Origin of the sequence: Aeromonas sp. S9(2024), assembly GCF_041403185.1 — a bacterium.
In the GTDB taxonomy this organism is placed as follows: domain Bacteria; phylum Pseudomonadota; class Gammaproteobacteria; order Enterobacterales; family Aeromonadaceae; genus Aeromonas; species Aeromonas enteropelogenes.
Genome location: NZ_JBGLRE010000015.1, coordinates 1 through 24,401 on the forward strand (window position 1 = coordinate 1; position 24,401 = coordinate 24,401).

Annotated in this window: 22 protein-coding genes and 1 tRNA gene; 20 read left to right on the plus strand and 3 right to left on the minus strand. The window is 60.7% G+C overall.

Annotated features, from left to right (window positions below; translation table 11 throughout):
• Positions 1–33 precede the first annotated feature (33 nt).
• The 15 genes from ACB028_RS19085 to ACB028_RS19155 all read left to right on the plus strand — a co-directional run bounded on the left by ACB028_RS19085 (position 34) and on the right by ACB028_RS19155 (position 15,647).
• Positions 34–109, plus strand: a tRNA-Thr gene (locus tag ACB028_RS19085).
• 221 nt (positions 110–330) lie between these two features.
• Positions 331–1,575 (plus strand): cytosine permease, encoded by a 1,245-nt coding sequence (gene codB, locus ACB028_RS19090; RefSeq protein ID WP_225633720.1) that lies wholly within the window; start codon positions 331–333, stop codon positions 1,573–1,575.
• Positions 1,569–2,834 carry a cytosine deaminase gene (locus ACB028_RS19095; protein ID WP_371144952.1) on the plus strand — a complete coding sequence of 422 codons (1,266 nt, stop codon included), beginning with the start codon at positions 1,569–1,571 and terminating at the stop codon, positions 2,832–2,834. Before codB ends, ACB028_RS19095 begins: the two co-directional genes overlap by 7 nt.
• Before the next feature lie 94 nt (positions 2,835–2,928).
• Positions 2,929–3,306: a fluoride efflux transporter CrcB gene (gene crcB, locus ACB028_RS19100; RefSeq protein ID WP_026456303.1), complete on the plus strand. Its 378-nt coding sequence runs from the start codon at positions 2,929–2,931 to the stop codon at positions 3,304–3,306.
• Positions 3,307–3,371: 65 nt separating this feature from the next.
• Positions 3,372–4,124 carry a bifunctional demethylmenaquinone methyltransferase/2-methoxy-6-polyprenyl-1,4-benzoquinol methylase UbiE gene (ubiE, locus tag ACB028_RS19105; protein ID WP_042026843.1) on the plus strand — a complete coding sequence of 251 codons (753 nt, stop codon included), beginning with the start codon at positions 3,372–3,374 and terminating at the stop codon, positions 4,122–4,124.
• Between the two features lie 8 nt (positions 4,125–4,132).
• Complete coding sequence (locus ACB028_RS19110) at positions 4,133–4,741, plus strand: SCP2 domain-containing protein (protein WP_224210686.1); 609 nt, start codon at positions 4,133–4,135, stop codon at positions 4,739–4,741.
• Positions 4,741–6,381, plus strand: a complete 1,641-nt coding sequence (gene ubiB / locus ACB028_RS19115; RefSeq protein WP_371144953.1) for a ubiquinone biosynthesis regulatory protein kinase UbiB — start codon at positions 4,741–4,743, stop codon at positions 6,379–6,381. Before ACB028_RS19110 ends, ubiB begins: the two co-directional genes overlap by 1 nt.
• 41 nt (positions 6,382–6,422) lie before the next feature.
• A complete protein-coding gene (gene tatA, locus ACB028_RS19120) occupies positions 6,423–6,674 on the plus strand; it encodes a Sec-independent protein translocase subunit TatA (RefSeq protein ID WP_026456307.1) in 252 nt (83 codons plus the stop codon).
• 3 nt (positions 6,675–6,677) lie between these two features.
• A complete protein-coding gene (gene tatB / locus ACB028_RS19125) occupies positions 6,678–7,124 on the plus strand; it encodes a Sec-independent protein translocase protein TatB (RefSeq protein WP_371144954.1) in 447 nt (148 codons plus the stop codon).
• Positions 7,121–7,876, plus strand: a complete 756-nt coding sequence (tatC, locus tag ACB028_RS19130; protein WP_042026836.1) for a twin-arginine translocase subunit TatC — start codon at positions 7,121–7,123, stop codon at positions 7,874–7,876. The genes tatB and tatC overlap by 4 nt, the downstream gene beginning before the upstream one ends.
• A gap of 111 nt (positions 7,877–7,987) precedes the next feature.
• Positions 7,988–8,782: a TatD family hydrolase gene (locus tag ACB028_RS19135; protein ID WP_371144955.1), complete on the plus strand. Its 795-nt coding sequence runs from the start codon at positions 7,988–7,990 to the stop codon at positions 8,780–8,782.
• A 3-nt stretch (positions 8,783–8,785) separates the two neighbouring features.
• Positions 8,786–9,805: a porphobilinogen synthase gene (hemB, locus tag ACB028_RS19140; RefSeq protein WP_201983220.1), complete on the plus strand. Its 1,020-nt coding sequence runs from the start codon at positions 8,786–8,788 to the stop codon at positions 9,803–9,805.
• 223 nt (positions 9,806–10,028) lie between these two features.
• Positions 10,029–12,071, plus strand: coding sequence for an oligopeptidase A (prlC, locus tag ACB028_RS19145; protein WP_371144956.1), 2,043 nt, complete (start codon positions 10,029–10,031; stop codon positions 12,069–12,071).
• 207 nt (positions 12,072–12,278) lie between these two features.
• Complete coding sequence (locus ACB028_RS19150; protein ID WP_371144957.1) at positions 12,279–14,831, plus strand: putative bifunctional diguanylate cyclase/phosphodiesterase; 2,553 nt, start codon at positions 12,279–12,281, stop codon at positions 14,829–14,831.
• A gap of 54 nt (positions 14,832–14,885) precedes the next feature.
• Positions 14,886–15,647, plus strand: coding sequence for a class I SAM-dependent methyltransferase (locus ACB028_RS19155; RefSeq protein ID WP_234923568.1), 762 nt, complete (start codon positions 14,886–14,888; stop codon positions 15,645–15,647).
• A gap of 94 nt (positions 15,648–15,741) precedes the next feature.
• Here the strand turns inward: ACB028_RS19155 and ACB028_RS19160 are convergent, their stop codons facing one another.
• From ACB028_RS19160 to rhlB, 3 genes are read right to left on the minus strand one after another with little or no spacing between them, the layout of a single operon-like run.
• Entirely contained in the window at positions 15,742–15,996 is a 255-nt protein-coding gene (locus tag ACB028_RS19160) for a Rho-binding antiterminator (RefSeq protein WP_371144958.1), read from the minus strand.
• Positions 15,997–16,022: 26 nt separating this feature from the next.
• Complete coding sequence (gppA, locus tag ACB028_RS19165; RefSeq protein WP_371144959.1) at positions 16,023–17,513, minus strand: guanosine-5'-triphosphate,3'-diphosphate diphosphatase; 1,491 nt, start codon at positions 17,511–17,513, stop codon at positions 16,023–16,025.
• Between the two features lie 13 nt (positions 17,514–17,526).
• Positions 17,527–18,816, minus strand: coding sequence for an ATP-dependent RNA helicase RhlB (gene rhlB / locus ACB028_RS19170; protein WP_042026823.1), 1,290 nt, complete (start codon positions 18,814–18,816; stop codon positions 17,527–17,529).
• Between the two features lie 113 nt (positions 18,817–18,929).
• On the opposite strand from rhlB, the gene trxA reads away from it, so the two are divergent.
• From trxA to fre, 5 genes are all read left to right on the plus strand, one after another.
• Positions 18,930–19,256 carry a thioredoxin TrxA gene (trxA, locus tag ACB028_RS19175; RefSeq protein ID WP_026455765.1) on the plus strand — a complete coding sequence of 109 codons (327 nt, stop codon included), beginning with the start codon at positions 18,930–18,932 and terminating at the stop codon, positions 19,254–19,256.
• 207 nt (positions 19,257–19,463) lie between these two features.
• Positions 19,464–20,729, plus strand: coding sequence for a transcription termination factor Rho (gene rho / locus ACB028_RS19180; protein WP_005342418.1), 1,266 nt, complete (start codon positions 19,464–19,466; stop codon positions 20,727–20,729).
• 179 nt (positions 20,730–20,908) lie between these two features.
• Entirely contained in the window at positions 20,909–21,910 is a 1,002-nt protein-coding gene (locus ACB028_RS19185) for a hypothetical protein (RefSeq protein WP_371144960.1), read from the plus strand.
• 33 nt (positions 21,911–21,943) lie between these two features.
• A complete protein-coding gene (gene ubiD / locus ACB028_RS19190) occupies positions 21,944–23,410 on the plus strand; it encodes a 4-hydroxy-3-polyprenylbenzoate decarboxylase (RefSeq protein ID WP_371144961.1) in 1,467 nt (488 codons plus the stop codon).
• 159 nt (positions 23,411–23,569) lie between these two features.
• On the plus strand, positions 23,570–24,268 hold the full coding sequence (fre, locus tag ACB028_RS19195) for an NAD(P)H-flavin reductase (protein ID WP_042071393.1): 699 nt from the start codon (positions 23,570–23,572) through the stop codon (positions 24,266–24,268).
• The last annotated feature ends 133 nt before the right edge of the window (positions 24,269–24,401 follow it).

Here is a 24,401-nt window from a genome sequence, read left to right on the forward strand (position 1 = left end):
TACGCGGTGAGCGTGGTCTTTACCGGTTAGTGTGCTGATATGGCTCAGTCGGTAGAGCGCATCCTTGGTAAGGATGAGGTCCCCAGTTCGATTCTGGGTATCAGCACCATTAAATAGAAAGCCTCCCTGAAAAGGGAGGCTTTTTTTCGTTCTGCATTTCTCTGTGATCTCGTTACCCTTCAACTCCTGCCTGATCTCGGGCATCCTCATTTCTGCTGTTTGTTTGGCTGTTATTGATGGTTTAATCCAGATAATTGTCCGTTGTTGATTGACGGGAAACGTTTTACATGTAGAATCCGCCGCGTTTTGCCTATTACGTGGAGAGAAAGCATGGCGCAGGATAATGAATATTGTTTGGGAGCCGTTCCTGCCAAGGGGCGCAAGGGTGTGCTGTCGCTGATGCTGGTGATGCTGGGTCTGACCTTCTTCTCTGCCAGCATGTGGACTGGTGGGGCGCTGGGTACCGGTCTGGTATTTGACGACTTCATCAAGGCCGTGCTGCTGGGCAATTTGCTGCTGGGGGTCTATACCGCCTGTCTGGGCTATATCGGTGCCTCGACCGGCCTTTCTACTCATCTGTTGGCGCGTTACTCCTTCGGCGTCAAAGGCTCCTGGCTGCCTTCGCTGCTGTTGGGCGGTACCCAGGTAGGTTGGTTTGGTGTCGGGGTGGCGATGTTTGCCCTACCGGTACAGAAGGCCACGGGGATCGACGTGAACTGGTTGATCGCCATCTCGGGCATCTTGATGACGGTCACCGTCTACTTCGGTATTTCTGCCTTGATGGTGCTGAGCTTTGTCGCCGTACCGGCCATCGCGTTGCTCGGTGGTTACTCCGTCTGGCTGGCTGTCACTTCCGCCGGTGGTATGGAAGCCCTGCAGCAAGTTCAGCCATCCAATCCCATCGAGTTCACCACGGCGCTGACCATGGTGGTCGGTTCCTTTATCAGTGCAGGAACCCTGACCGCTGATTTTGTCCGCTTTGGTCGCAAACCCTGGGGCGCCGTCATGATTACCATGGTGGCGTTTTTTTTGGGCAACACATTGATGTTCGTCTTTGGGGCTGCCGGCGCGGCTGTGACCGGTCAAGCCGATATCTCTGAAGTGATGCTGATGCAGGGGCTGTTGATCCCCGCCATCCTGGTGCTTGGCCTCAATATCTGGACCACCAACGACAATGCCCTCTATGCTTCCGGCCTCGGTTTTGCCAACATCACGGGTCTCAAGAGCAAGCCGCTCAGCGTGATCAATGGCCTGGTCGGTACTGCCTGTGCGCTCTGGCTGTACAACAACTTCGTCGGTTGGCTGGCTTTTCTGAGTACGGCGATCCCGCCCATCGGTGGCATCATCATCATGGATTTCCTGCTCAATCGTGAACGTTATCGTCAATTTGCCGACCAGCAATTCGAAGCCATTCGCTGGCAGGCGCTGGTTGCCACCGCCGTCGGAGTAGCCGTCGGCAAGTGGCTGCCAGGCATAGTGCCCCTCAACGCGGTGCTGGGCGCCGCCTTCACCTATTTCATTCTGGTTCGGCTCACGCCGCGACCGATTCTGGTACAGGAAGCAGACAAATGCTGATTCAACATATTCGCCTCGTCGACCGGGAAGGTTTTTGGCAGATCCGCAGCCAGGATGGCGTCATCACCGCTATCGAACCCCATGATGAACATGCGGTGGCAGGCCATGTACTGGACGGGGAGGGTGGTCTGGTGATCGCCCCTTTCATCGAGCCTCACATTCACCTCGATACCACCCAGACCGCCGGTGAGCCGAGCTGGAACCTCGCCGGCACCCTGTTCGAGGGGATCGAGCGCTGGGCCGAGCGCAAGGCGCTGCTTACCCATGAAGATGTAAAACAACGCGCAATCCAGACGCTGAAGTGGCAGATCGCCAATGGCATCCAGTTTGTCCGTACCCACGTCGATGTCTCCGATCCCAACCTGGTCGCCCTGAAGGCGATGCTGGAAGTGCGAGAGGAGATGAAGGAGTGGGTCGAGCTGCAGATCGTGGCCTTCCCCCAGGAGGGGATCCTCTCCTATCCCAATGGCAAGGCCTTGCTGGAGGAGGCTCTCAAGCTCGGGGCCGACGTGATCGGTGCCATTCCCCATTTTGAATTTACTAGGGAATATGGGGTCGAAAGTCTGCATTACATCTTCGATCTGGCCGAGAAGTATCAGGTTCTGGTGGATGTGCACTGTGACGAGATCGACGATGAACAGTCCCGCTTCATCGAGACCCTGGCGACCCTGGCCTACGAGCACGGTATCGGCCATCGAGTGACCGCCAGCCATACCACGGCGATGCACTCCTACAATGGCGCCTATGCTTCCCGCCTGTTCCGGCTGCTCAAGATGGCGGGTATCAACTTTGTCGCCAACCCCTTGGTGAACATTCACCTGCAGGGGCGGTTTGATACCTATCCCAAGCGCCGTGGCATCACCCGGGTGAAGGAGATGCTGGAGGCGAACATCAATGTCTGCTTCGGCCACGATGATGTGTTCGATCCCTGGTACCCCATGGGCACGGCCAACATGTTGCAGGTGCTGCACATGGGGCTGCATGTCTGCCAGATCATGGGTTATGAGCAGATCAACGAGGGGCTGAAGCTGATTGGCAGCCACAGCGCCCGTACCCTGAATGTGCAGGATCGCTACGGCATCGAGGTGGGCAAGCCAGCCAACCTGCTGATCCTGCCCGCAGAAAACGGCTTCGAGGCGGTGCGCCGCCAGGTGCCGGTGCGTTACTCCGTTCGCCACGGCAAGGTCATCGCCCAAACCCGGCCAGCGCAGACGGAAATCCTGCTCGGTCAGCCGGAACAGATTGATTTTCGGCGATAAGTTTTCAATCAACCGGTTGGGCGATTAGTTCCCCCTCTGGGCACAATGGCCGGCATTGCGCATAATGTCGGCCTGAGCCTGAAGGAGTAACGCCATGCAAACCTGGTTATATGTTGCTGCGGGGGGGGCCATCGGTGCCTCCCTTCGTTTTGGGATTGCCGAATTGATGGCCCTGTTGCTGGGGCGCCATTTTCCCTACGGCACCCTGCTGGTCAACGTGATCGGCTCCTTCATCATGGGGGTGGCCTATGCCCTCATCAGTCATAGTCATGTCGTCGAGCACCCGATGAAACCGCTATTGATGGTGGGGATCCTGGGAGCCCTGACGACCTTCTCCTCCTTCGCACTCGATACCGTGGTGCTGGCTCAGCATGGCGCCTATCTCAAGGCGCTGCTTAACATAGTGCTCAACCTGAGCCTCTGTCTGGCCATGGTTGTGCTGGGCATGCAGTTGGTGGCGAGCCGGGTTTAAGGTGTCCGCACGCCATTGGCTCTGGTAAACTGGCGACCATTCTTTGCTCTATGGGTGTTTAGAGGATGTCAGAACAAGCAACGACAACGCATTTTGGCTTTAAAACCGTGGCTGCAACCGAGAAAGAAACTCTGGTGGCAGGCGTCTTCCATTCGGTGGCGGCCAAGTATGATCTGATGAACGATCTGATGTCGTTCGGCATCCACCGCCTGTGGAAGCGCTTCACCATTGACTGCTCCGGGGTTCGCAAGGGCCAGAAGGTGCTGGATCTGGCCGGGGGCACCGGCGATTTGACCGCCAAGTTCTCCCGCATCGTCGGCGAGACTGGCCAGGTGGTGCTGGCGGATATCAACGATTCCATGCTCAAGGTGGGGCGCGACAAGCTGCGCAACCTGGGAGTGGCAAACAACGTCTCCTACGTGCAGGCCAACGCCGAGGCGCTGCCCTTCCCGGACAATCACTTCGACGTCATCACCATAGGTTTCGGCCTGCGCAACGTGACCAACAAGGACAAGGCGCTGGCCTCCATGTTCCGGGTACTGAAGCCGGGTGGACGCCTGCTGGTATTGGAGTTCTCCAAGCCGGTCAGCGAGGTGATCGCCAAGATGTACGATCTCTACTCCTTCAAATTGCTGCCGAAAATGGGCGAAATCGTCGCGAACGACAGCGAAAGCTACAAGTATCTGGCGGAGTCCATCCGCATGCACCCGGACCAGCAGACTCTGGCCGGCATGATGGAAGAGGCCGGCTTCGAGCAGGTCGAGTTCTACAACCTGACTCAGGGCGTCGTTGCCCTGCACCGCGGTTACAAGTTTTAAGGTTGCCTATGCCGATGGATGCCATGGTCACCGCGGTGATCGAAACCAGCCTCAACCGGCTGCTGGAACTGGACAAGCAGAGCCCGGAGCGGCTGCGCAAGCTGACCGGCAAGGTGCTCAAGCTGGAGCTGCGTGAACTCAAGCCGCTCTGGTTTGTCTTCTCCGATCGTCGGCTGGACGTGCTGGCCCGCTACGAGGGGGAGGCAGATGCGGTCCTCAGCCTGTCGCTGACGGCGCTCGGTCTGCTGAAAGATCCGTCCGCCCTGACCCGCTACATCCGCGAGGAGAAGCTGGATCTGAGCGGCGATCCCCAACTGGTTCAGGCGTTCAGCGTGCTGCTTGGGGAGCTCGACATCGACTGGGAAGAGGAACTCTCCCGCTATACCGGTGACGTGATGGCTCACACTCTGCTGCGGGGTGCTCGTCAGGCCAGGAGCCTGGTGGGTCGTGAGCTGTGCCGCTCCCAGCGTCAGCTGGCAGAGTACCTGACCGAAGAGATCCGCCTCGCGCCGGGTCCGCTGGAAGTGGCGAGCTTCAACGACGATGTCGAGGTGCTGGCCCAGCAACTCAAGGCCATTGAACTGCGCCTGGCCCGTTTCGAACAGCAGGTGACCTGATGACCCCGAAGGAGTTCAAACGCCTCTATCGCATCGTCACCATACTGCTGGAGCAGGGCATCGACGAACTGGTGCCCGCCCGCTATCAACCCTGGCCCGGTCGTCTGGCCCGGCGCAGCCTGTTCTGGCTGAAGAACAAACAACCAGATCTCAGCCGTGGTGCCCGCATCCGGCTCGCCTTCGAGGCGCTCGGTCCCATTTTCATCAAGTTCGGCCAGATGCTCTCGACCCGGCGCGATCTGTTGCCGCCGGATATCGCCGAAGAGCTGGCGCTGCTGCAGGACAGGGTGCCCCCCTTCTGCGGCCAGGCCGCCCGTCAGCAGATCGAGTGCAGTCTGGGCTGCGCCATCGAGACCCTGTTCGACGACTTCGACGAGACGCCGCTGGCGTCCGCCTCCATCGCCCAGGTGCATACCGCACGGCTAAAGGAGAATGGCCGCGAGATCGTCATCAAGGTGATCCGCCCCGACATCGAACACGTCATCGAGGCCGACCTGCGCCTGATGCAGGCGCTGGCCCGTCTGGTGGCCCGCTTTGTGCCCCAGAGCGCACGGCTGCGCCCCATCGAGGTGGTGGAGGAGTATCGCAAGACCATACTCGACGAGCTCAACCTGATGCGCGAGGCGGCCAACGCCATCCAGCTGCGCCGCAACTTCACCGGCTCCGAAGCGCTCTATGTGCCCGAGGTGTTCACCGATCACTGCCGCGAGCAGGTATTGGTGATGGAGCGCATCTACGGCATCGCGGTGTCCGACATCGCGGCGCTGGAGGCCAACGGCACCAACATGAAGCTGCTGGCCGAGCGCGGGGTGGAGGTCTTCTTCACCCAGGTGTTCCGTGACAGCTTCTTTCACGCCGACATGCACCCGGGCAACATCTTCGTTTCCTTTGATCACCCGGAGAATCCGCTCTGGATCGGTATCGACTGCGGCATCGTCGGGACCCTCAACCGGGAAGACAAGCGCTACCTGGCGGAGAACTTCCTCGCCTTCTTCAACCGCGACTATCGCCGGGTGGCCGAGCTGCACGTGGAGTCCGGCTGGGTACCGGCCGACACCAAGGTGGACGAGTTCGAATTCGCCATCCGCACCGTGCTGGAGCCCATCTTCGAGAAGCCGCTGTCAGAGATCTCGTTCGGTCACGTGCTGCTCAACCTGTTCAACACGGCGCGCCGTTTCCACATGACGGTGCAGCCGCAGCTGGTGCTGCTGCAGAAGACTCTGCTCTATGTGGAAGGGTTGGGGCGCCAGCTCTATCCCCAGCTGGATCTGTGGCAGACAGCCAAACCCTATCTGGAAAACTGGATGCACCAGCAGGTGGGGCCGAAGGCGGTATTGAATGCGATTCGCGAGAAGGCGCCCTTCTGGGCCGAGAAGCTGCCCGAGTTGCCGGAGCTGGTCTACGAGACCCTGCGCCAGACTCGCCATCAGCAGCTGCATTTCGACCAGATGTTTGCCGAGTTCCGCCGCCACAGCCGGCGGCAGGGGCAGGCTCGCTACCTCTTAGGGGTGGGAGCCAGCCTGCTATTGGCGGGTGTATTCTTGCTGACCCAAAAACAACATATTGAGTGGGGACAAATCAGTCTCGCCGGCGCCGGGTTATGCTGGTTGCTCGGCTGGCTGCGCGCCCGCTCCCATTAAACAAAAAGTGCGCCGAATGGCGCCAATTCTGGAGAAATATCATGGGTGGTATCAGTATTTGGCAATTGTTGATCATCGCTGTCATCGTCGTGCTGCTGTTCGGTACCAAGAAACTGCGCGGGATTGGTGGCGATCTGGGTGCGGCGGTCAAGGGCTTCAAGAAGGCGCTCTCCGATGAGCCGGCCGACGCCAAACCCGAGCAGAAAGATGCCGATTTTCCCCCGAAACAGCTGAACGAAACGGCTGCTCAGAGCAGCGAGCCCGCCAAGCAGAAAGATAAAGATCAGGCCTAAGCCATGTTCGATATCGGTTTTTGGGAGCTGATCGTCATCGGCGTGGTGGCGCTGTTGGTGCTGGGGCCCGAGCGGCTGCCGGTTGCCATCCGTACCGCCACCCACTGGATCCGGCTCATTCGTTCGACAGCCAATTCGGTCAAGTCCGAGCTGGAGCAGGAGCTCAAGTTGCAAGAGCTGCACAACGACCTGAAAAAGGCCGAGAAGCTGCAGATGAGCAATCTGAGCCCAGAGCTGCAAGAGTCCATCGAACAGCTCAAGTCGGCGGCCCAGTCCGTAAACCGGCCCTATCAGGTGGAAAACGAGATCCGGCCGACCCAGGCTGACCCGGCTGCTTCCGTCGAGCCCGCCCCTGCGGCAGCTGCGGCGGTGCCGCCGGTCGATAGCCAGCAGCCGGCGAGCGTTGCCAGCGAGCAGGCCGGCAAAGACAAAGAGGAGGTGAAGCCATGACCCAGGCCGAGCAACCCCTCATCAGCCATCTGGTGGAGCTGAGAACGCGCCTGCTACGTTCCGTTGCCGCCATCCTGCTGGTGTTTGTCGCGCTGATCTACTTCTCCAACGACATCTACGACTTCATCGCCCAGCCGCTGCTCAGCCAGTTGCCGGAGGGCACCAGCATGATAGCGACGGATGTGGCGACCCCCTTCATCACGCCGATCAAGCTGACCCTGGTGGTCTCCTTCTTCGTGGCGATCCCCTATCTGCTCTATCAGGCCTGGGCCTTCATCGCCCCCGGTCTGTACCAGCACGAGCGGCGACTCATCATGCCGCTGGTTGCCTCCAGCGCCGTGCTGTTTTATGCGGGGATGGCGTTTGCCTACTACGTGGTGTTCCCGCTGGTGTTCGGTTTCTTCACCAGTACCGCCCCTACCGGGGTGACGGTGGCGACCGACATCGCCAGCTATCTGGACTTCGTACTGACCCTGTTCTTCGCGTTCGGGGTGGCGTTCGAAATTCCGGTGGCCACCATACTGCTGTGCTGGACCGGCGTGACCACGCCCAAGAGCCTGAAGGAGAAGCGCCCCTACGTCGTCGTCGGGGTGTTCGTGGTCGGCATGCTGCTGACACCGCCCGATGTGTTCTCCCAGACCCTGCTGGCGATCCCCATGTGGGCGCTGTGGGAACTGGGCCTCTTCTTCGCCCGTTTCTATGTGAAGAAAGAGGATGAAGAACAGCAGGAACAGACCGAGGAGGGGAGCTGAGGCTCCCTTCCTCTTTTCATGCACCCGTTCGAGGCGTATGGTGATGCCCCATCGAGTAGATGGTTTTCAAATACCTGATATGCCGCCTTTTTATCCGGAACGTCTCGCATCATGATCGATATTGGTCTCAACCTCACCAGCAGCCAGTTTGCCGGTGAACAGCCAGAACTGGTGGCCCGTGCCCGCGCCGCCGGCGTGGAAGCGCTGATCCTGACCGGCACTGATCTGGCCGGCAGCCGGGAAAGCGCCGAACTGGCTGCCCAATGGCCCGGTTACTGCTTCTCTACCGCCGGGGTGCATCCCCACGATGCCAAAAGTGTCGATGAACTGACACTGCCCGCCCTGCCCGCCCTGCGCGAGCTGGCGGCCCTGCCACAGGTGGTCGCCATCGGCGAGTGCGGTCTCGACTACAACCGGGATTTCTCCCCCCGTCCGGTGCAAGACGCGGTATTTGACGCCCAGCTGGCGTTGGCCGCCGAACTCGGGATGCCGGTGTTCCTGCACTGCCGCGATGCCCACACCCGTTTCATCGAGATCCTGCGTCCTTGGCTGCCCTGCTTGCCCGGGGCCGTGCTGCACTGTTTCACCGGCTCCGACGAGGAGCTGGACGAGTGCCTGACGCTGGGGCTGCATATCGGGGTGACCGGTTGGCTCTGCGACGAGCGCCGCGGTCAGCTGCTGCGCGAGCAGGTGGCTCGTATTCCGGCTGGCCGCCTGATGATAGAGACAGACGCCCCCTATCTGGTGCCGCGGGATTTGAAACCCAGACCGAAACGCAATGAACCCGCTTTTTTGCCGCACATCGCCCAGGTGGTGGCGGCCTGCCGTGGTGAAGCGCCCGAGGCCTTGCTGGCCCATACCCGGGCCACCTCCGCCGCATTTTTCCAACTTCCTCTTTTGGAGTGACTCATGGCTACAACTCTTCCGGGCGCCTTTCCGGGCCGCCGCCTGCGCCGGGTGCGCAAACATGATTTCAGCCGTCGTCTGGTGCGCGAGAACGTACTGACGGCCAACGATCTCATCTACCCCGTGTTCGTGCTGGAGGGGGAGAAGCGCCGTGAGGCCGTGCCCTCCATGCCGGGGGTGGAGCGTCTCTCCATCGATCTGCTGCTGGAGGAAGCGGCCGAGCTGGTGGAACTCGGGGTGCCTGCCATCGCCCTGTTCCCGGTGACTCCGCTGGAGAGCAAGAGCCTGATGGCGGAAGAGGCCTACAACCCCGATGGCCTGGCCCAGCGCACCGTGCGTGCCCTCAAGGCCCGCTTCCCGGAGTTGGGAGTCATCACCGATGTGGCGCTCGATCCCTTCACCACCCACGGTCAGGACGGCATCATTGATGACGAAGGCTATGTGCTGAATGACATCACCACCGAGATCCTGATCAAGCAGGCGCTCTCCCACGCCGAGGCGGGGGCCGATGTAGTGGCACCGTCCGACATGATGGATGGCCGTATCGGTGCCATCCGCGCCGCGCTGGAAGAGAACGGCTTCATCAACACCCAGATCATGGCCTACTCCGCCAAGTACGCCTCCCACTACTACGGCCCGTTCCGCGATGCCGTCGGTTCCGCCGGCAACCTCGGCAAGAGCAACAAGGCCACCTACCAGATGGACCCGGCCAACGGCAACGAGGCCCTGCACGAGGTGGCGCTGGATCTGCAGGAAGGGGCGGACATGGTGATGGTCAAGCCGGGCATGCCCTATCTGGACGTGGTTCGTCAGGTGAAGGATCAGTTCGGCGTGCCGACCTTCGCCTATCAGGTGAGCGGTGAATATGCCATGCACATGGCGGCGATCCAGAATGGCTGGCTCAAGGAGAAGGAGTGCATCCTGGAATCCCTGCTCTGCTTCAAGCGCGCCGGGGCCGACGGCATCCTCACCTACTTCGCCAAAAGGGTGGCGCAGTGGCTGAAGGAAGATGCCCGGGCCTGATGGCTCAATATCTTTCAGTGCAGACAATGCCGGCCCTGGAGCCGGCATTGTCGTCTCTGGCGCCCAATCTGGTCATTTTGTGTACATGTTTTGACCAAAAGTGGGCAACCGGCCCCGCTCTCGGCGGCAAGGGCTTGATTAATGGGGTTTCTGCCTACATCTTAGGTAGTCCAAGCAAGCTTCTGGACGGCAGGGGCTGTAGAGAATTTAGAGGTATCGCCGGATGACTAACCCTTTGCTGACAATGGACTCGCTGCCCCCTTTCAGCCAGATCGAGCCCGAACAGGTACAACCTGCAGTGACGCAGGCGATTGCCGACTGCAAACAGAAGATCGCCGATGTGCTGGCCAAACAGGAGCCCCATACCTGGGACAGCCTGATCGCCCCGCTGGAAGAGGTCAATGACCGTCTGGCGCGGATCTGGTCGCCAGTGAGCCACCTCAACTCGGTACTCAACAGCGAAGCGCTGCGTGCGGCCCACGACGCCTGCCTGCCGCTGCTCTCCGAATTCCAGACCTATGTCGGTCAACACGAAGGGCTCTATCAGGCCTATCGCGAGCTGGCCGAGAGCGACGACTTCCCGCGCCTGGACGATGCCCAGCGCAAGGAGATCCAGAACACCCTGCGCGACTTCCGCCTGTCCGGTATCGGACTGCCTGCCGAGGCGCAGCAGCGCTACGGCGAAATCCAGGCCCGCCTCTCCGAGCTGGCCTCCCGCTTCAGCAACAACGTGCTGGATGCGACCCAGGGCTGGCACAAGCTGGTGGCTGACGAGGCCGAGCTGGCCGGTCTGCCGGAGAGCGTGCTGGCGGCCGCTCGCCAGATGGCCGAGCTGAAAGGCAAGCAGGGCTGGTTGTTCACTCTGGATATCCCCTCCTACCTGCCGGTGATGATGTATGCCGACAACCGCGAGCTGCGCGCCGAGATGTACGAGGCATTCACCACCCGCGCCTCGGATCAGGGTCCGAATGCGGGCAAGTGGGACAACTCCGCCATCATGACCGAGCTGCTCGCCCTGCGCCGCGAGCTGGCCCAGCTGCTGGGATTTGCCAACTACGCCGAGCTCTCCCTGGCCACCAAGATGGCGGACAAGACAGAACAGGTGGTGAACTTCCTCACCGATCTGGCCCGGCGCTCCCTGCCGCAGGGCAAGGCGGAGCTGGAGGAGATCCGTGCCTTCGCCGCCGAGCAGCACGGCCAGAGCGAACTGGCCGCCTGGGATCTCGCCTACTACGCCGAGAAGCTCAAGCAGCACAAGTTCTCCATCTCCGATGAGCAACTGCGCCCCTACTTCCCGGCCAGCAAGGTGGTGAAGGGGTTGTTCGAGGTGGTGAAACGGGTATTCGGCATGAAGGTGCGCGAGCGCCTCGGTATCGATACCTGGCATCCGGATGTGCGCTTCTATGACATCTTCGATGCCGATGACGAGCTGCGTGGCAGCTTCTACCTCGACCTCTATGCCCGCGAGCACAAGCAGGGCGGTGCCTGGATGGATGTCTGCCTGGGTCGCCGCTACCGTCGCGATGGTTCGCTGCAAAAACCGGTGGCTTACCTGACCTGCAACTTCAACGGCCCGGTGGATGGCAAACCGGCCCTGTTCACCCACAACGAAGTGGTCACCCTGTTCCACGAGTTCGGTCACGGTATTCACCACATGCTGACCCGGGTCGATGTGGCCGGAGTGGCCGGCATCAACGGCGTGGCCTGGGATGCGGTGGAGCTGCCGAGCCAGTTCCTCGAGAACTGGTGCTGGGAGTCCGAGGCGCTGGCCTTTATATCCGGCCACTACGAGACCGGCGAGCCACTGCCTGCCGATCTGCTGGAGAAGATGATGGCGGCCCGCAACTTCCAGGCGGCAATGCAGATGCTGCGCCAGCTGGAATTCGCCCTGTTCGATTTCCGCCTGCATCAGGAGTTTGACCCGGCCAAACCGGATCAGATCCCGGCCCTGCTGGACGAAGTACGCAGCCAGGTTGCCGTGATGACGCCGCCGGCGTTCAACCGCTTCCAGCACAGCTTCTCCCACATCTTCGCGGGCGGTTATGCGGCGGGTTACTACAGCTACAAGTGGGCCGAGGTGCTCTCCGCCGATGCCTTCTCCCGTTTCGAGGAGGAGGGGATTTTCAACCCGGTCACCGGCCAGTCCTTCCTCAGACACATTCTGGAGAAAGGCGGTTCAAAAGAGCCCATGGAGTTGTTCAAGGCCTTCCGTGGCCGCGAGCCCAGAGTGGATGCCCTGCTGCGCCATAGCGGGATTGCCGCGTGACACCCGTAGGTGCGAGCTTCAAGCAGATACACTTTTGCGGCTAATTTGCGGCATAGTGAGATCGCCGCGTGATTTTTGAGATAAAAAGGGACCTGATGGTCCCTTTTCTCAATGCTTTTTAATATCTTGCTGACTGCATATTTGCACTTTCGGCGCCTCTTAAAGTAGAGTCGTCTCTAAACTTTCAAGGGGGCAATGCCACTTGCCATGAGGCGAGCACTCGATTCTGTCTATCAAATCATCTCCAGTCTGGCTCATTCGAGTGGTCGGGAATATTTTGATACCTTCGTGAGTGAAATCGCCTCGGCCCTGATGGCCGATGTCGTCCTGATCGCCAGTTGGGAGGCCTCCTCTGGCCAACTTAGGGGACATGCCGCCTACCCGGCTTCGCTCGATCCTGCCTCTCTGGATTTGCCGCTGACCGCCACCCCGGAAGCCATCACCTGGCAGGAGGGTGAAGCCTGGTTCAGCGACCGCTTGCTGCAACTGTTTCCCCATACCCCGCTGGCACACGAGTGGCAGGCACAGGCTTATGCCGGCATTGCGCTCAAAAATGCCGAAGGACAGACCATAGGTCTCTGCAGCCTCCTCTATCGTCATCCCCAGGACAACATGGCCAAGGTGATGGGGCTGCTCAGGCTGCTGGCGCCGCTGGCGGGCCGTGAACTGGCACTGATGCTGCCACAAAGGTCGTCTCCAACCCTGTTTCCCGAGACGCCCCACGAGCTGCAGAACATGTTGAGCCAAGCGCCGGTCGGGATTGGCAAGCTGGATCTCGGCGGCCGTATTCTCTGGGTCAACCCGGCCATCGAACAGATGCTGGGTTACCCCCTTGATGAGCTGCTCCAGTACTCCATCTCCGACATCAATCACCCGGAGGACTGGCTGCGCAGCACCGAGCATTACGAGCAGATCTACCGTGGCGAGCGCAACAGCTTCACCCAGGAGAAGCGCTATCGCTGCAAGGGGGGGGAGGTCCTGTGGGGACGGGTGACCGTTACCCTGATCCGTGATGCCGAGCAGCGGCCGGACTACCTGATGGTGCTGCTGGAGAATATCGATCCCCTGCGCCGCCATGCCGAGCAGCTCAAACTTTCTCACCGGGTCTATGACAACCTCTCCGAGGCGATCCTGGTGTGCGATGCCGACAGCCGCATCATCTCGGTCAACCCGGCGTTCGAGCAGATCACCGGCTACAGCAGCGAGGAAGTGTGTGGTCAGCGCCCCAGCATGCTCAAGTCCGGACTGCACGACCAGGCCTTCTATGCCGATATGTACCACGCACTGGAGCGGGCAGGCGTCTGGCGTGGCGAGGTGTGGAACAAGCGCAAGAATGGCAAGCTCTATCCCCAGCAGCTGATGATCAGCACCCTGAGGGAAGAGGGCAAAATCCAGCAATATATCGCCATTTTCAGCGATCTTTCCCAGACCAAGCTGGCCGAGCAGAAGATCGCGACCCAAGCCAACTACGACAACCTTACCAGCCTGCCCAACCGCTGGCTGTTTGGCCGCTGTCTCGCCCGCTTCTGCGAGCGGGGTGAGCGCTTCGCCCTGATGGTGCTGGATCTCAACAACTTCAAGGCGGTCAACAACAGCATGGATCACCATGCCGGTGACGCCCTGCTGCGCGAGGTGTCGGATCGCCTGGTGAGCCGGGTGCGCACCGAGGATCTGGTGGCGCGTATAGGTGGCGACGAGTTTGCCTTTCTGGTGCCCGGCATCGTTACCCGCCGCCAGGCTGAGGTGTTTGCCAAGCAGGTGATCGGCAGCTTTGCCCGCCCCTTCATGCTGGCCAACCAACACCTCTATGTGACGGCCACCATCGGCATGACCCTCTGCCCCAGCGATGGCGGTGAGAGTGACGAGCTGCTGCGCAATGCGGAGCAGGCCCTGTTTGCCGCCAAGCGGCAGGGTCGGCTGATCGGCACCTACTGCGCTTCAATGCGCGAAGAGGTGCGCCAGCGCCACCAGATGCAGCAGGATCTGGCGGAGGCCATCAAGCAGGAGCAGCTGACCATGGCCTACCAGCCCATCTGGGACAACCGCAGCGGACGGGTGGCCAAGCTGGAGGCTCTGGTGCGCTGGTATCACCCGCACTGGGGGCAGGTCTCTCCCGCCGAATTCATCCCGCTGGCGGAAGAGGCTGGTCTGATCCAGAGCCTGGGGGCCCTGGTTCTGTGGCAGTCGTGCCGGGATCTGGCGCGCCTGCAGCAATCCGGTTTTCCGGAGCTGCAGATGTCGATCAATCGTTCCACCATGGAGTTCCAGACCATAGATCCGGAGGCGAGCGAATGGCTCAAGGTGATCCATCACTTCGGGCTCAATCCTGCCGACATCGTCATCGAAATCACCGAATCCCTGCTGATGGAGAGCAGCGACCAGCACAGGATCCGGATCGAGGCGCTGCGCGAGGCGGGGTGCAAGCTGGCCATCGATGATTTCGGAACCGGCTATTCGGCGCTCAACTATCTGCGCACCTTCCCGGTGGATCTGGTCAAGATAGATCGCTCCTTCGTGCGTCACATCCCGTTCAACGAGCAGGATCGCATGCTGCTCGACGGCATCATCAACATAGTGCACAACCTCGGTATGCAGGTGGTGATCGAGGGGGTGGAGACCCGCGAGCAGCTCAACTTCCTCTGCCAGAAGGGGTGTGCCTTCACTCAGGGCTATCTGCTTAGCCGCCCGCTGACGTTCGATGACCTGACCGATTATCTCGATCTCAACCGCCAGGGAATGAACCTCTCCATCGTGAGGTGATCCGGCGCTTCTGCTATCATGGCCGCTTCCGTGCGTGTCATGAGTCTGTTCCCAATGCCCCATATCCAGGTTTTCAGTGAAGTGCCCGCCCGCGACGGCGAGCTCGATGCCCTGCGCCAGCGCCTCGCCGACGTGGAGTTTCCGGCCCCCTTTGCGCTGGTGCTGACCGAACAGCGATTGGAGCTGCGCAAGCTGGATGAACCCAAGCTGGGCGCCGTCTATGTGGATTTCGTCGAAGGGGCGGTCGCCCATCGCCGCAAGTTCGGTGGTGGCCGCGGCCAGTCCATCGCCAAGGCGGTGGGGCTCAAGGCGGGGGCGACCCCAACCGTGGTGGATGCCACCGCCGGGCTGGGACGCGATGCCTTCGTGCTCGCCTCCCTCGGCTGCCGGGTGACCATGATAGAGCGCAGCCCGGTCGTCGCGGCCCTGCTGCAGGATGGTTTGACGCGGGCGGCGCAGGATCCCGAGATAGGCCCCTGGGTGAGCGAGCGGATGCAGTTGTTGCAAGGGCCTGCCGTGGACACCCTGCTGGCGCTGACGGAGCGGCCCGAGGTGGTTTACCTCGACCCCATGTTCCCCCACAAGCAGAAGTCGGCGCTGGTGAAAAAGGAGATGCGGGTGTTCCAGTCGCTGGTGGGGCCGGATCTCGACGCCGATGCCCTGTTGCCGGCGGCGCTCAAGATGGCCGACAAGCGGGTGGTGGTGAAGCGCCCCGACTACGCGGGCTGGCTCAACGAACACAAGCCCAGCATGGCCATCGAGACCAAGAGCAACCGCTTCGATGTCTATGTGCTGGCAGCCATGACGGCGGCTTGATCAACTGTCTGGGTGAATCAAATAGAGAGGAGGGCCAACCAGGTTGTCCCTCCTTTTTGTTGGCCGCTATCCGGCGCTCAAGGTTTGGGAGTTATCAAGATTCGGGAGTTAAACGGATCTGTTTTTGCTCGCCCTGCCATAGCAGGTCGAGGGTGGCCAGCTCGGCCAGACAGAGTCGCTCCCCACTCTCCAGCAACAGGTACTCGACGCCGTCCCTGGCCTCTATGGTACGGATCCTGTCTGCCCACTGACGCCCGTCCCGGCAGGTCAGCGTCACCGGCAATTGCCAGCTGGCGGCGATCTCGAGCCAGTCGTAGAGGTCGCAACTGATGGGGTGGTAATCGGTCATGGTCTGCTCCTTGATGGGAGAGGGGATCAGGCTTCCTGCAGGCGGGTGGGCCACCCCATCTTCTGCTGGCGCTCCACCTCGAGGCGCAGCTCGCTGGCGCGCAGATAATGCTCTTCCAGCCAACCCTTGGGCAGGGTCAGGGTCAGGGCATCCTCTTCGGCTTCAAGGGTGAAGCGGGGCACAGTGCCCTGAGTGCGGCGCATGCAGAGGATCAGGGCGATGCGCAGGATGCGGGCCAGCCGGATCGCCTGACGGGCGGTGACGGCGCCCTGTTTCTCCAGCGGCTCCAGCTTGAACTCGTCCCGCTGGTTGAACAGCAGGGCCGACAACAGCTTCTTTTGCGCAGGAGTGAAGCCCGGCATGTCGATGTTGTCGATGATGTAGGCGGCGTGTTGCGGCGCCTTCTTGTACTCGATGCACAGACCGATCTCGTGCAGCAGGGCCGCATAGCGCAGGATCGGCCGACCGTAGCGCTTGGAGAGGCGCCAGGCCGGTTGCAGCTGGGTGAACGCCTCGATGGCGGTATCGCGCACCCGTTCGGCGTGCTCTTTATCGAGCTGGTAGCGGTTGATCAGGCTGTCTGCGGTGCGATCCCGGGCGTCACAGTCGTGATTGTTGCCGAGCAGGCCGTAGATCAGCCCTTCACGCAGGGCGCCGCCGGCCAGCGTCATGCTCTCGATGCCGAGGGTCTCAAAGATGGCGATCAGGATGGCGAGACCGGAAGGGAACACGGTCAGCCGTTCGGCCGCCAACCCTTCCAACTGCAGCTGATCCAGCCGGCCGCAGGCGATGGCCTGTGCCATCAGTTCCTGCAATTTCGGCAGGGTGACCCGTTCGCTCTTGCCTTGGGCCATCATGATCTCCTGCAGCGCCTGGACAGTGCCGGAGGCGCCGACGCAGGTACGCCAGCCGAGAGTGCGATATTCGTCAGCCACTCTCTCCAGCACCGTTTTGGCGGCAGCGATGGCCTGGTTGAAGCGGGTTTCGGAGAGCTCGCCGTCACCGAAGTGGTTGTTGAGCCAGGTGACGCAGCCCATGTGCAGGCTATTGAGCAGTTTTGCCTCGCTGTGCTCGCCGATCACCAGCTCGGTGCTGGCGCCGCCGATGTCGATCACCAGCCGGTTGCCTTCCCCCGCCGAGGTCCAGGAGACCCCCTCATAGATGGTCTTGGCCTCTTCCTCACCCGAGATGATCTCGATGTTGTGGTTGAGGACCCGTTCCGCTTCGCTAAGGAATTCATCGACGTTGGTGGCCAGACGCAGGGTGGCGGTACCCACTACCCGGATGTTGTCGGCCGGAATGTCTTGCAGCTGTTCGGCGAACAGGCGCAGACAGTCCCAGCCCCGCTCCATGGCGGCACGACTGAGACGAAATTCGGCATCGAGTCCGGCGGCGAGGCGTACCTTGCGTTTGACCTTGGTGACGGTGCGCAGAGCGCCAGCGACCTCGCGCACCACCAGCATGTGAAAGCTGTTGGAGCCGAGGTCGATGGCCGCATAGAGAGGCGAGTTGTGCAACTGGGCCGATCCTTCAGCTCTTGCGGGGCGGACGACGGCGATTGTTGCTGTTGCCACCACCCTGGCGATCCCGCATGTTGCGGTTCACCGGCTGACGGTTGCGGAACACCCGCTTCGGCGGAGTCACGTCATCCAGCAGCGCCTCGCGATCATACTTGCTGACCGGGATCGGGTGATGGATGTACTCCTCGATGGCCGGCAGGTTGAAGGCATAGTCTTCACAGGCCAGGCTGATGGAGTGACCGCTCTTGCCGGCACGACCGGTACGACCGATGCGGTGTACGTAGTCCTCGCAGTCGTCGGGCAGGTCGTAGTTGAAGACGTGGGTCACGTCGGGGATGTGCAGACCACGGGCGGCCACGTCGGTGGCGACCAGAATGTCGAGGGATCCCTTGGTGAACTCTTCCAGGATCTTCATCCGCTTTTTCTGCGGCACGTCGCCGGTCAGCAGGCCGACACGGTGGCCGTCGTTTTCCAGCCAGGCGTGGACGTCTTCACAGACATGCTTGGTGTTGGCGAAGACGATGGCTTTCTCCGGCCACTCCTCTTCCATCAGGGAGAGCAGCAGCAACATCTTGTCTTCGTTGGAGGGGTAGAACAGCTCCTCCTTGATCCGCACGCCAGTCATCTGTTCCGGCTCGACCTGCACGTGTTCCGGATGGTTCATGTGCTCGTAGGCCAGCTCCTGCACTCGCAGGGAGAGGGTGGCCGAGAACAGCATGCTCAGACGCTCGGTGGCGGGCGGCATGCGGCGGAACAGGAAACGGATGTCCTTGATGAAGCCGAGATCGAACATGCGATCCGCTTCGTCCAGTACCACGACCTGAATGTTGCTCAGATCGATCACCTTGGACTTGAAGTAGTCGATGATGCGGCCAGTGGTGCCGATCAGGATGTCGACGCCCTGCTCCAGCACGGCCAGCTGCTTGTCGTACCCTTCACCACCGTAGGCGAGGCCGAGTTTCAGGCCGGTGCTCGCAGCCATGCTGTCGGCATCATTGTAAATCTGTACTGCCAGCTCCCGGGTGGGGGCCATGATGATGGCTCTGGGTTGGTTTACCAGGCGGGGCTTGGTCAGTGGATGAGTCAATAGATAGTTGAATGTCGCCGCCAGGAAGGCAATAGTCTTGCCGGTACCTGTCTGGGCCTGACCAGCGAGGTCATGACCTTCTACCAGCAGTGGCAGAGACAGTGCCTGGATAGGCGTACAATAATGAAATCCCTTTGCTTCCAGACCAGCCAGAACTTCGGGTTCGAGGCCCATTTGGGCGAATTTGTCGGTCGTTAAGTGTGTTTTGCTCATGGCGGTAGGTTATCAGGTTAGGCTTGCAATAATAAACAGGATCATTTCAAATAGGGCAACTATTGCCTTTATTGACATGTCAATAAAGTCTTATTTACTGACTGGAGTTGGAGATGAGTGACAAGATTGTTCAGCTGAGCGATGCCAGCTTCGAGGCAGATGTAATCAAAGCCGATGGTGCCGTTCTGGTAGACTTCTGGGCCGAATGGTGTGGTCCGTGCAAAATGATTGCCCCGATCCTGGAAGAAGTTGCCCAAGAGTACGCCGGTCGCGTGACCGTTGCCAAACTGAACATCGACCATAATTCTGATACTCCGCCCAAGTACGGCATTCGTGGTATTCCGACCCTCTTGCTGTTCAAGAATGGCGAAGTGGCAGCGACCAAGGTCGGTGCACTGTCCAAAACTCAATTGAAAGAGTTCCTGGACGGCAACCTGTAATAATCCAAGAGGAGCGCATTGCAATAATGCGCTCCTTGTGTTTTATCACCTAGACGCTCACCCCGATTGGTGCTAATTTATCGCTCGTTTGCTAACCTTTTTGCCTGACTCTTTGCTCACACATCAGCCTGGCAAATCAAATCCGATCAGCATCAATCCAGCAGACTGTCTCCTCATTTCAATCCTTGCTTACAGACTTTCACCACTATGAATCTGACTGAATTAAAGAACACTCCTGTGTCTGAGCTGGTCAAGCTCGGCGAATCCATGGGGTTGGAAAATCTGGCTCGGGCGCACAAGAAAGACATTATTTTTGCCATCCTCAAGGCGCACGCCAAGGGTGGTGAAGATATCTTTGGCGACGGTGTGCTGGAAATCCTGACCGATGGTTTTGGCTTCCTGCGCAGTGCAGACGGCTCCTACCTCGCGGGTCCTGATGACATCTATGTCTCCCCGAGCCAGATCCGCCGCTTCAACCTGCGCACCGGCGACACCATCTCCGGTAAGATCCGGCCACCGAAAGAGGGCGAACGCTACTTCGCACTGCTCAAAGTCAACGAGGTCAACTACGACCGTCCGGAAAACTCCCGCAACAAGATCCTGTTTGAAAACCTCACTCCACTGCACGCCAACGAGCGTCTGCGCATGGAGCGTGGCAACGGTTCGACTGAAGACATCACCGCCCGCGTACTGGATCTGGCCTCCCCGATCGGTAAGGGTCAGCGCGGTCTCATCGTCGCTCCGCCCAAGGCCGGTAAGACCATGCTGCTGCAGAACATCGCCCAGAGCATCGCCTACAACCACCCGGATTGTGAACTGATCGTCCTGCTGATCGACGAACGTCCGGAAGAAGTGACCGAGATGCAGCGGATGGTGAAGGGTGAAGTGATCGCCTCCACCTTCGACGAGCCGGCATCCCGTCACGTCCAGGTCGCCGAGATGGTGATCGAGAAGGCCAAGCGTCTGGTCGAGCACAAGAAGGACGTGGTGATCCTGCTGGACTCCATCACCCGTCTGGCCCGTGCCTACAACACCGTCATCCCGTCATCCGGCAAGGTGCTGACCGGTGGTGTGGATGCCAACGCCCTGCACCGTCCGAAGCGCTTCTTCGGTGCGGCCCGTAACGTGGAAGAAGGCGGCAGCCTGACCATCATCGCCACCGCGCTGATCGATACCGGCTCCAAGATGGATGAAGTCATCTACGAAGAGTTCAAGGGTACCGGCAACATGGAACTGCACCTCTCGCGCAAGATCGCCGAGAAGCGTGTCTACCCGGCCATCGATATCACCCGCTCCGGTACTCGCAAGGAAGAGCTGCTGACCACCGGCGACGAGCTGCAGAAGATGTGGATCCTGCGCAAGATCGTCCACCCGATGGGCGAGATTGACGGCATCGAGTTCCTCATCGACAAGCTGGCGATGACCAAGACCAACGACGAGTTCTTCGATGCCATGCGGCGCCAGCAGAAGTAATCCGGTCAAGAAATGACGAAACCGCGGCCCAGGTCGCGGTTTTTGTTTATGGATTGGCCGCTCGCCTGAGTACTATGGAAGGCCATTGAAGCGTTGAGTATGCATGGCCGGGCGCAGGAATGCCGGCCATATGCCAGAGACGGCACCCCTATTTTCGATGTCACAAGGATGGAGACGTCATGACAATCCGCATCATCTTGTTGCTCGCAGCCCTGGCCGGCACACCGCTCCAGCTGACCGCTGCCACGGCTCCTGTGCTGGTGGCCGACGAAGGGGTGGCCGAACATCTCACCTATCTCACGGATCGCTTGCAACAGGAGCAGTATGCGGCCATCGATGCGCTGCTGGATTCATTGGCCCTCGGTCAACGGGAGTACCTGCTGAGCAAGCTGCTGGCAACCCTCGAGCAACAACCGGCTCCAGCCAGTGCGGACCAGTTGGCCTGGGTGCGTGCCCAGTCGGCCAGAGTGCCCGGTTGGTTGGTCGAAAAGGAGAAGAACGGTTTTCTGGTGCAGCAGCCTGCCTATGATTTTGCCGCCCAGGCGCGCCTGTTGTTGTCGCGCTGGCAGCAGCAGACCTGGCAGGAAGAGTATCGCCAGCAACTGGCCCTCGGCCGCTTCCAGTTCAAATCCATCTATTACCGGGCCAACCCCGAATTGGCCCAGCAGCAACAGGCGCTGCTACAGGCCTTCGAGCAACTGCCGTTGCCAGTCTGGCTGCGGGAGGCGCGTCAGCTGGCTTCCCAGAACATCTACCTGCCCGACAACCGTCTGTTGTTGCAGCTGTTGCAGCGCACCGGGGAGCCCGGGCTCTATGCCAGATTGTGGCGCCAGCCGGTGGATCAGGATGCCCTGGCGGCGCTGCCCACCATCAACCGTTTCCATCAGGGCGTGGTGGCGAGCAGGCTGCTGATCGAGGCCAGCGCCAATCCTCAGCTGAAAGGCGCTGCCCTGCATCAGCTGGGTACCCTCTCCCCCTTGCCGGAGCAGGCGAGGAGCTATCTGCTGGCCGAACTCACCAATCGCCAGTATGGCGCCCAGGTGGTTGCCCTGTTGCTGGAGGTGGACGAACCCCTAATGCTCTCGGCGTTGGCGAAACACCTGGGACGCCGTGACATGCCCCCCATTGCACCGAGCCTGTTACCCGATTCGGGTACACCCGGTGTGACACCAGGGTTATAATGCAGTACACCCTGAATCCGGTTGGGAACCCGCATGAAATACAAGGACTTGCGTGATTTTATCGCGCAGCTGGAACAAAACGGACAACTCAGGCGCATCACGCGCGAGATAGATCCCTATCTGGAGATGACCGAAATCAGCGATCGCACCCTGCGTGCGGGGGGCCCGGCCCTGCTGTTCGAAAACCCCAAAGGCCACACCATGCCGGTGCTGACCAACCTGTTCGGTACGCCGGATCGGGTCGCCATGGGCATGGGACAGCCGGATGTGAGCGCCCTGCGTCAGGTCGGGGTGTGGCTCTCCTACCTGAAGGAGCCCGAGCCGCCCCGCGGCCTCAAGGAGCTGATGGAGAAGCTGCCGATCTTCAAGCAGGTGCTCAACATGCCGACCAAGCGTCTCTCGTCCGCCCCCTGCCAGCAGGTGGTGCTGGAGGGGGATGCGGTCGACCTGGACCAGATCCCGATCCAGCACTGCTGGCCGGGGGACGTGGCACCCCTGGTGACCTGGGGTCTGACCATCACTCGCGGCCCCTACAAGAAGCGCCAGAACCTCGGCATCTACCGCCAGCAGAAGATCGGCAAGAACAAGCTGATCATGCGCTGGCTCGACCATCGCGGCGGTGCCATCGATTTTCGCGAGTGGCAGGAGGCCCACCCGGGCGAGCGTTTCCCCGTAGTGGTGGCGCTGGGTGCCGATCCGGCGACCATACTCGGCGCCGTGACGCCGGTGCCGGATACCCTCTCCGAATACGCCTTCGCGGGGCTGCTGCGGGGCAGCCGTACCGAGGTGGTCAAGGCCATCAGCTGCGATCTGGAGGTGCCCGCCAGTGCCGAGATCGTGCTGGAAGGGTATCTGGAGCCAGGCGAGATGGCACCGGAAGGGCCGTATGGGGATCACACCGGTTACTACAACGAGGTGGACGAGTTCCCCGTGTTCACCATCACCCACATCACCAAGCGCCGTGATGCCATCTATCACAGCACCTACACCGGCCGCCCGCCCGATGAACCGGCGGTGCTGGGTCTGGCGCTCAACGAGGTGTTCGTGCCGCTGCTGCAGAAGCAGTTCCCCGAGATCGTCGACTTCTACCTGCCGCCGGAGGGCTGTTCCTACCGGATGGCGGTGGTGACGATCAAGAAGCGTTACCCGGGCCACGCCAAGCGGGTGATGCTGGGGGTCTGGTCATTCCTGCGCCAGTTCATGTACACCAAGTTCGTGGTGGTGTGTGACGACGACGTCAACGCCCGCGACTGGAAAGACGTAATCTGGGCCATCACCACCCGGATGGACCCAGCCCGCGACACCACCATGATCGAGCACACGCCGATCGACTACCTGGACTTCGCCTCCCCGGTCTCCGGGCTCGGCTCCAAGATGGGGCTCGACGCCACCAACAAGTGGCCTGGCGAGACCAACCGCGAATGGGGTCAGCCCATCGTCCAGGACGAGGCGGTGAAGCAGAAGATCGATGCCATCTGGGATGAGCTGAATATCCTTTGAGAAGAGTGAGCGGTGGCCTGACCGGCCACCGCGCCGCAAAAGAGATGCCATTTCGCCTGAATTGGGTATTCTCGACGGGCAAGACCAGGTCGCTGGTCACCCGTTCACAGTGAATCAATGAGCGAAAACGGGCCGAGCGAGCCCGTTACAAGGACAAGAATGCAACGTATCAAGTGCCGCGTAGAGGAACTGCGCGAATATGTCGACACCATCTGGCACGTGGCCCTGACGCCGCTGCAAGAGGTCAGTTTCAAGCCGGGCCAGTATCTGCTGGTGGTGATGAGCGATTCGGACAAGCGTCCCTTCTCCATCGCCAACTCGCCGACCCGTTCCGGCGTGCTGGAGCTGCAGATCGGTGCCACCCCCGAGAACGCCTACGCCGGCCAAGTGCTGGCCCGCATGCGCGAGCAGGGCGAGATCGAGGTTGAACTGCCGGCTGGCAAGGCCTTCCTGCGCGACGAATCCCCCCGTCCGCTGATCCTGATGGCTGGCGGCACCGGTTTCTCCTACGCCAAATCCATTCTGGAATACCTGATCGCGACCGGCAGCAAGCGTCCTGTGTTCTTCTACTGGGGCGTGCGTCAGGCACACTGGCTCTACGAGCAGGAGCAGATGCAGCAGTGGGAGCGCGACTATGCTCCGCTCACCTACATCCCCGTGGTGCAGGAGCCGGAAAGCGACTGGACCGGCAAGACCGGGCTGGTGCACAAGGCCATCATGGATGACTTCGTCAGCCTGCACGACTACGACATCTATGTGGCCGGTCGCTTCGAGATGGCGGGGGCCGCGCGAGAGGAGTTCAAGATCCTCGGCGCCGAGCCGGAGCGCATCTTCGGCGATGCCTACGAGTTCATCTGATATCAGGGGCCGCCAAGGCCCCTTTTTGTTGCTCCCTGTTTACTGGCTGCCGATGCTATGGGGCCTTCTCCGTTAGTTCACTGCCGCCACTCATGAACTACGGCGTGGCCTTACTCAAGCCTCGATAAAAAAA

Bases quoted from the DNA above. Each gene is read 5' to 3' on its own strand.
- ACB028_RS19095 (WP_371144952.1), top strand. From the start codon at position 1,569: ATGCTGATTCAACATATTCGCCTCGTCGACCGGGAAGGTTTTTGGCAG.
- hemB (WP_201983220.1), top strand. From the start codon at position 8,786: ATGGCTACAACTCTTCCGGGCGCCTTTCCGGGCCGCCGCCTGCGCCGG.
- ACB028_RS19185 (WP_371144960.1), top strand. From the start codon at position 20,909: ATGACAATCCGCATCATCTTGTTGCTCGCAGCCCTGGCCGGCACACCG.
- codB (WP_225633720.1), top strand. From the start codon at position 331: ATGGCGCAGGATAATGAATATTGTTTGGGAGCCGTTCCTGCCAAGGGG.
- ACB028_RS19110 (WP_224210686.1), top strand. From the start codon at position 4,133: ATGCCGATGGATGCCATGGTCACCGCGGTGATCGAAACCAGCCTCAAC.
- ACB028_RS19160 (WP_371144958.1), bottom strand. From the start codon at position 15,996: ATGACCGATTACCACCCCATCAGTTGCGACCTCTACGACTGGCTCGAG.
- tatC (WP_042026836.1), top strand. From the start codon at position 7,121: ATGACCCAGGCCGAGCAACCCCTCATCAGCCATCTGGTGGAGCTGAGA.
- ubiE (WP_042026843.1), top strand. From the start codon at position 3,372: ATGTCAGAACAAGCAACGACAACGCATTTTGGCTTTAAAACCGTGGCT.
- tatA (WP_026456307.1), top strand. From the start codon at position 6,423: ATGGGTGGTATCAGTATTTGGCAATTGTTGATCATCGCTGTCATCGTC.
- crcB (WP_026456303.1), top strand. From the start codon at position 2,929: ATGCAAACCTGGTTATATGTTGCTGCGGGGGGGGCCATCGGTGCCTCC.
- ubiB (WP_371144953.1), top strand. From the start codon at position 4,741: ATGACCCCGAAGGAGTTCAAACGCCTCTATCGCATCGTCACCATACTG.
- tatB (WP_371144954.1), top strand. From the start codon at position 6,678: ATGTTCGATATCGGTTTTTGGGAGCTGATCGTCATCGGCGTGGTGGCG.
- ubiD (WP_371144961.1), top strand. From the start codon at position 21,944: ATGAAATACAAGGACTTGCGTGATTTTATCGCGCAGCTGGAACAAAAC.
- fre (WP_042071393.1), top strand. From the start codon at position 23,570: ATGCAACGTATCAAGTGCCGCGTAGAGGAACTGCGCGAATATGTCGAC.
- ACB028_RS19135 (WP_371144955.1), top strand. From the start codon at position 7,988: ATGATCGATATTGGTCTCAACCTCACCAGCAGCCAGTTTGCCGGTGAA.
- prlC (WP_371144956.1), top strand. From the start codon at position 10,029: ATGACTAACCCTTTGCTGACAATGGACTCGCTGCCCCCTTTCAGCCAG.
- rhlB (WP_042026823.1), bottom strand. From the start codon at position 18,816: ATGAGCAAAACACACTTAACGACCGACAAATTCGCCCAAATGGGCCTC.
- trxA (WP_026455765.1), top strand. From the start codon at position 18,930: ATGAGTGACAAGATTGTTCAGCTGAGCGATGCCAGCTTCGAGGCAGAT.
- ACB028_RS19155 (WP_234923568.1), top strand. From the start codon at position 14,886: ATGCCCCATATCCAGGTTTTCAGTGAAGTGCCCGCCCGCGACGGCGAG.
- ACB028_RS19150 (WP_371144957.1), top strand. From the start codon at position 12,279: ATGAGGCGAGCACTCGATTCTGTCTATCAAATCATCTCCAGTCTGGCT.
- rho (WP_005342418.1), top strand. From the start codon at position 19,464: ATGAATCTGACTGAATTAAAGAACACTCCTGTGTCTGAGCTGGTCAAG.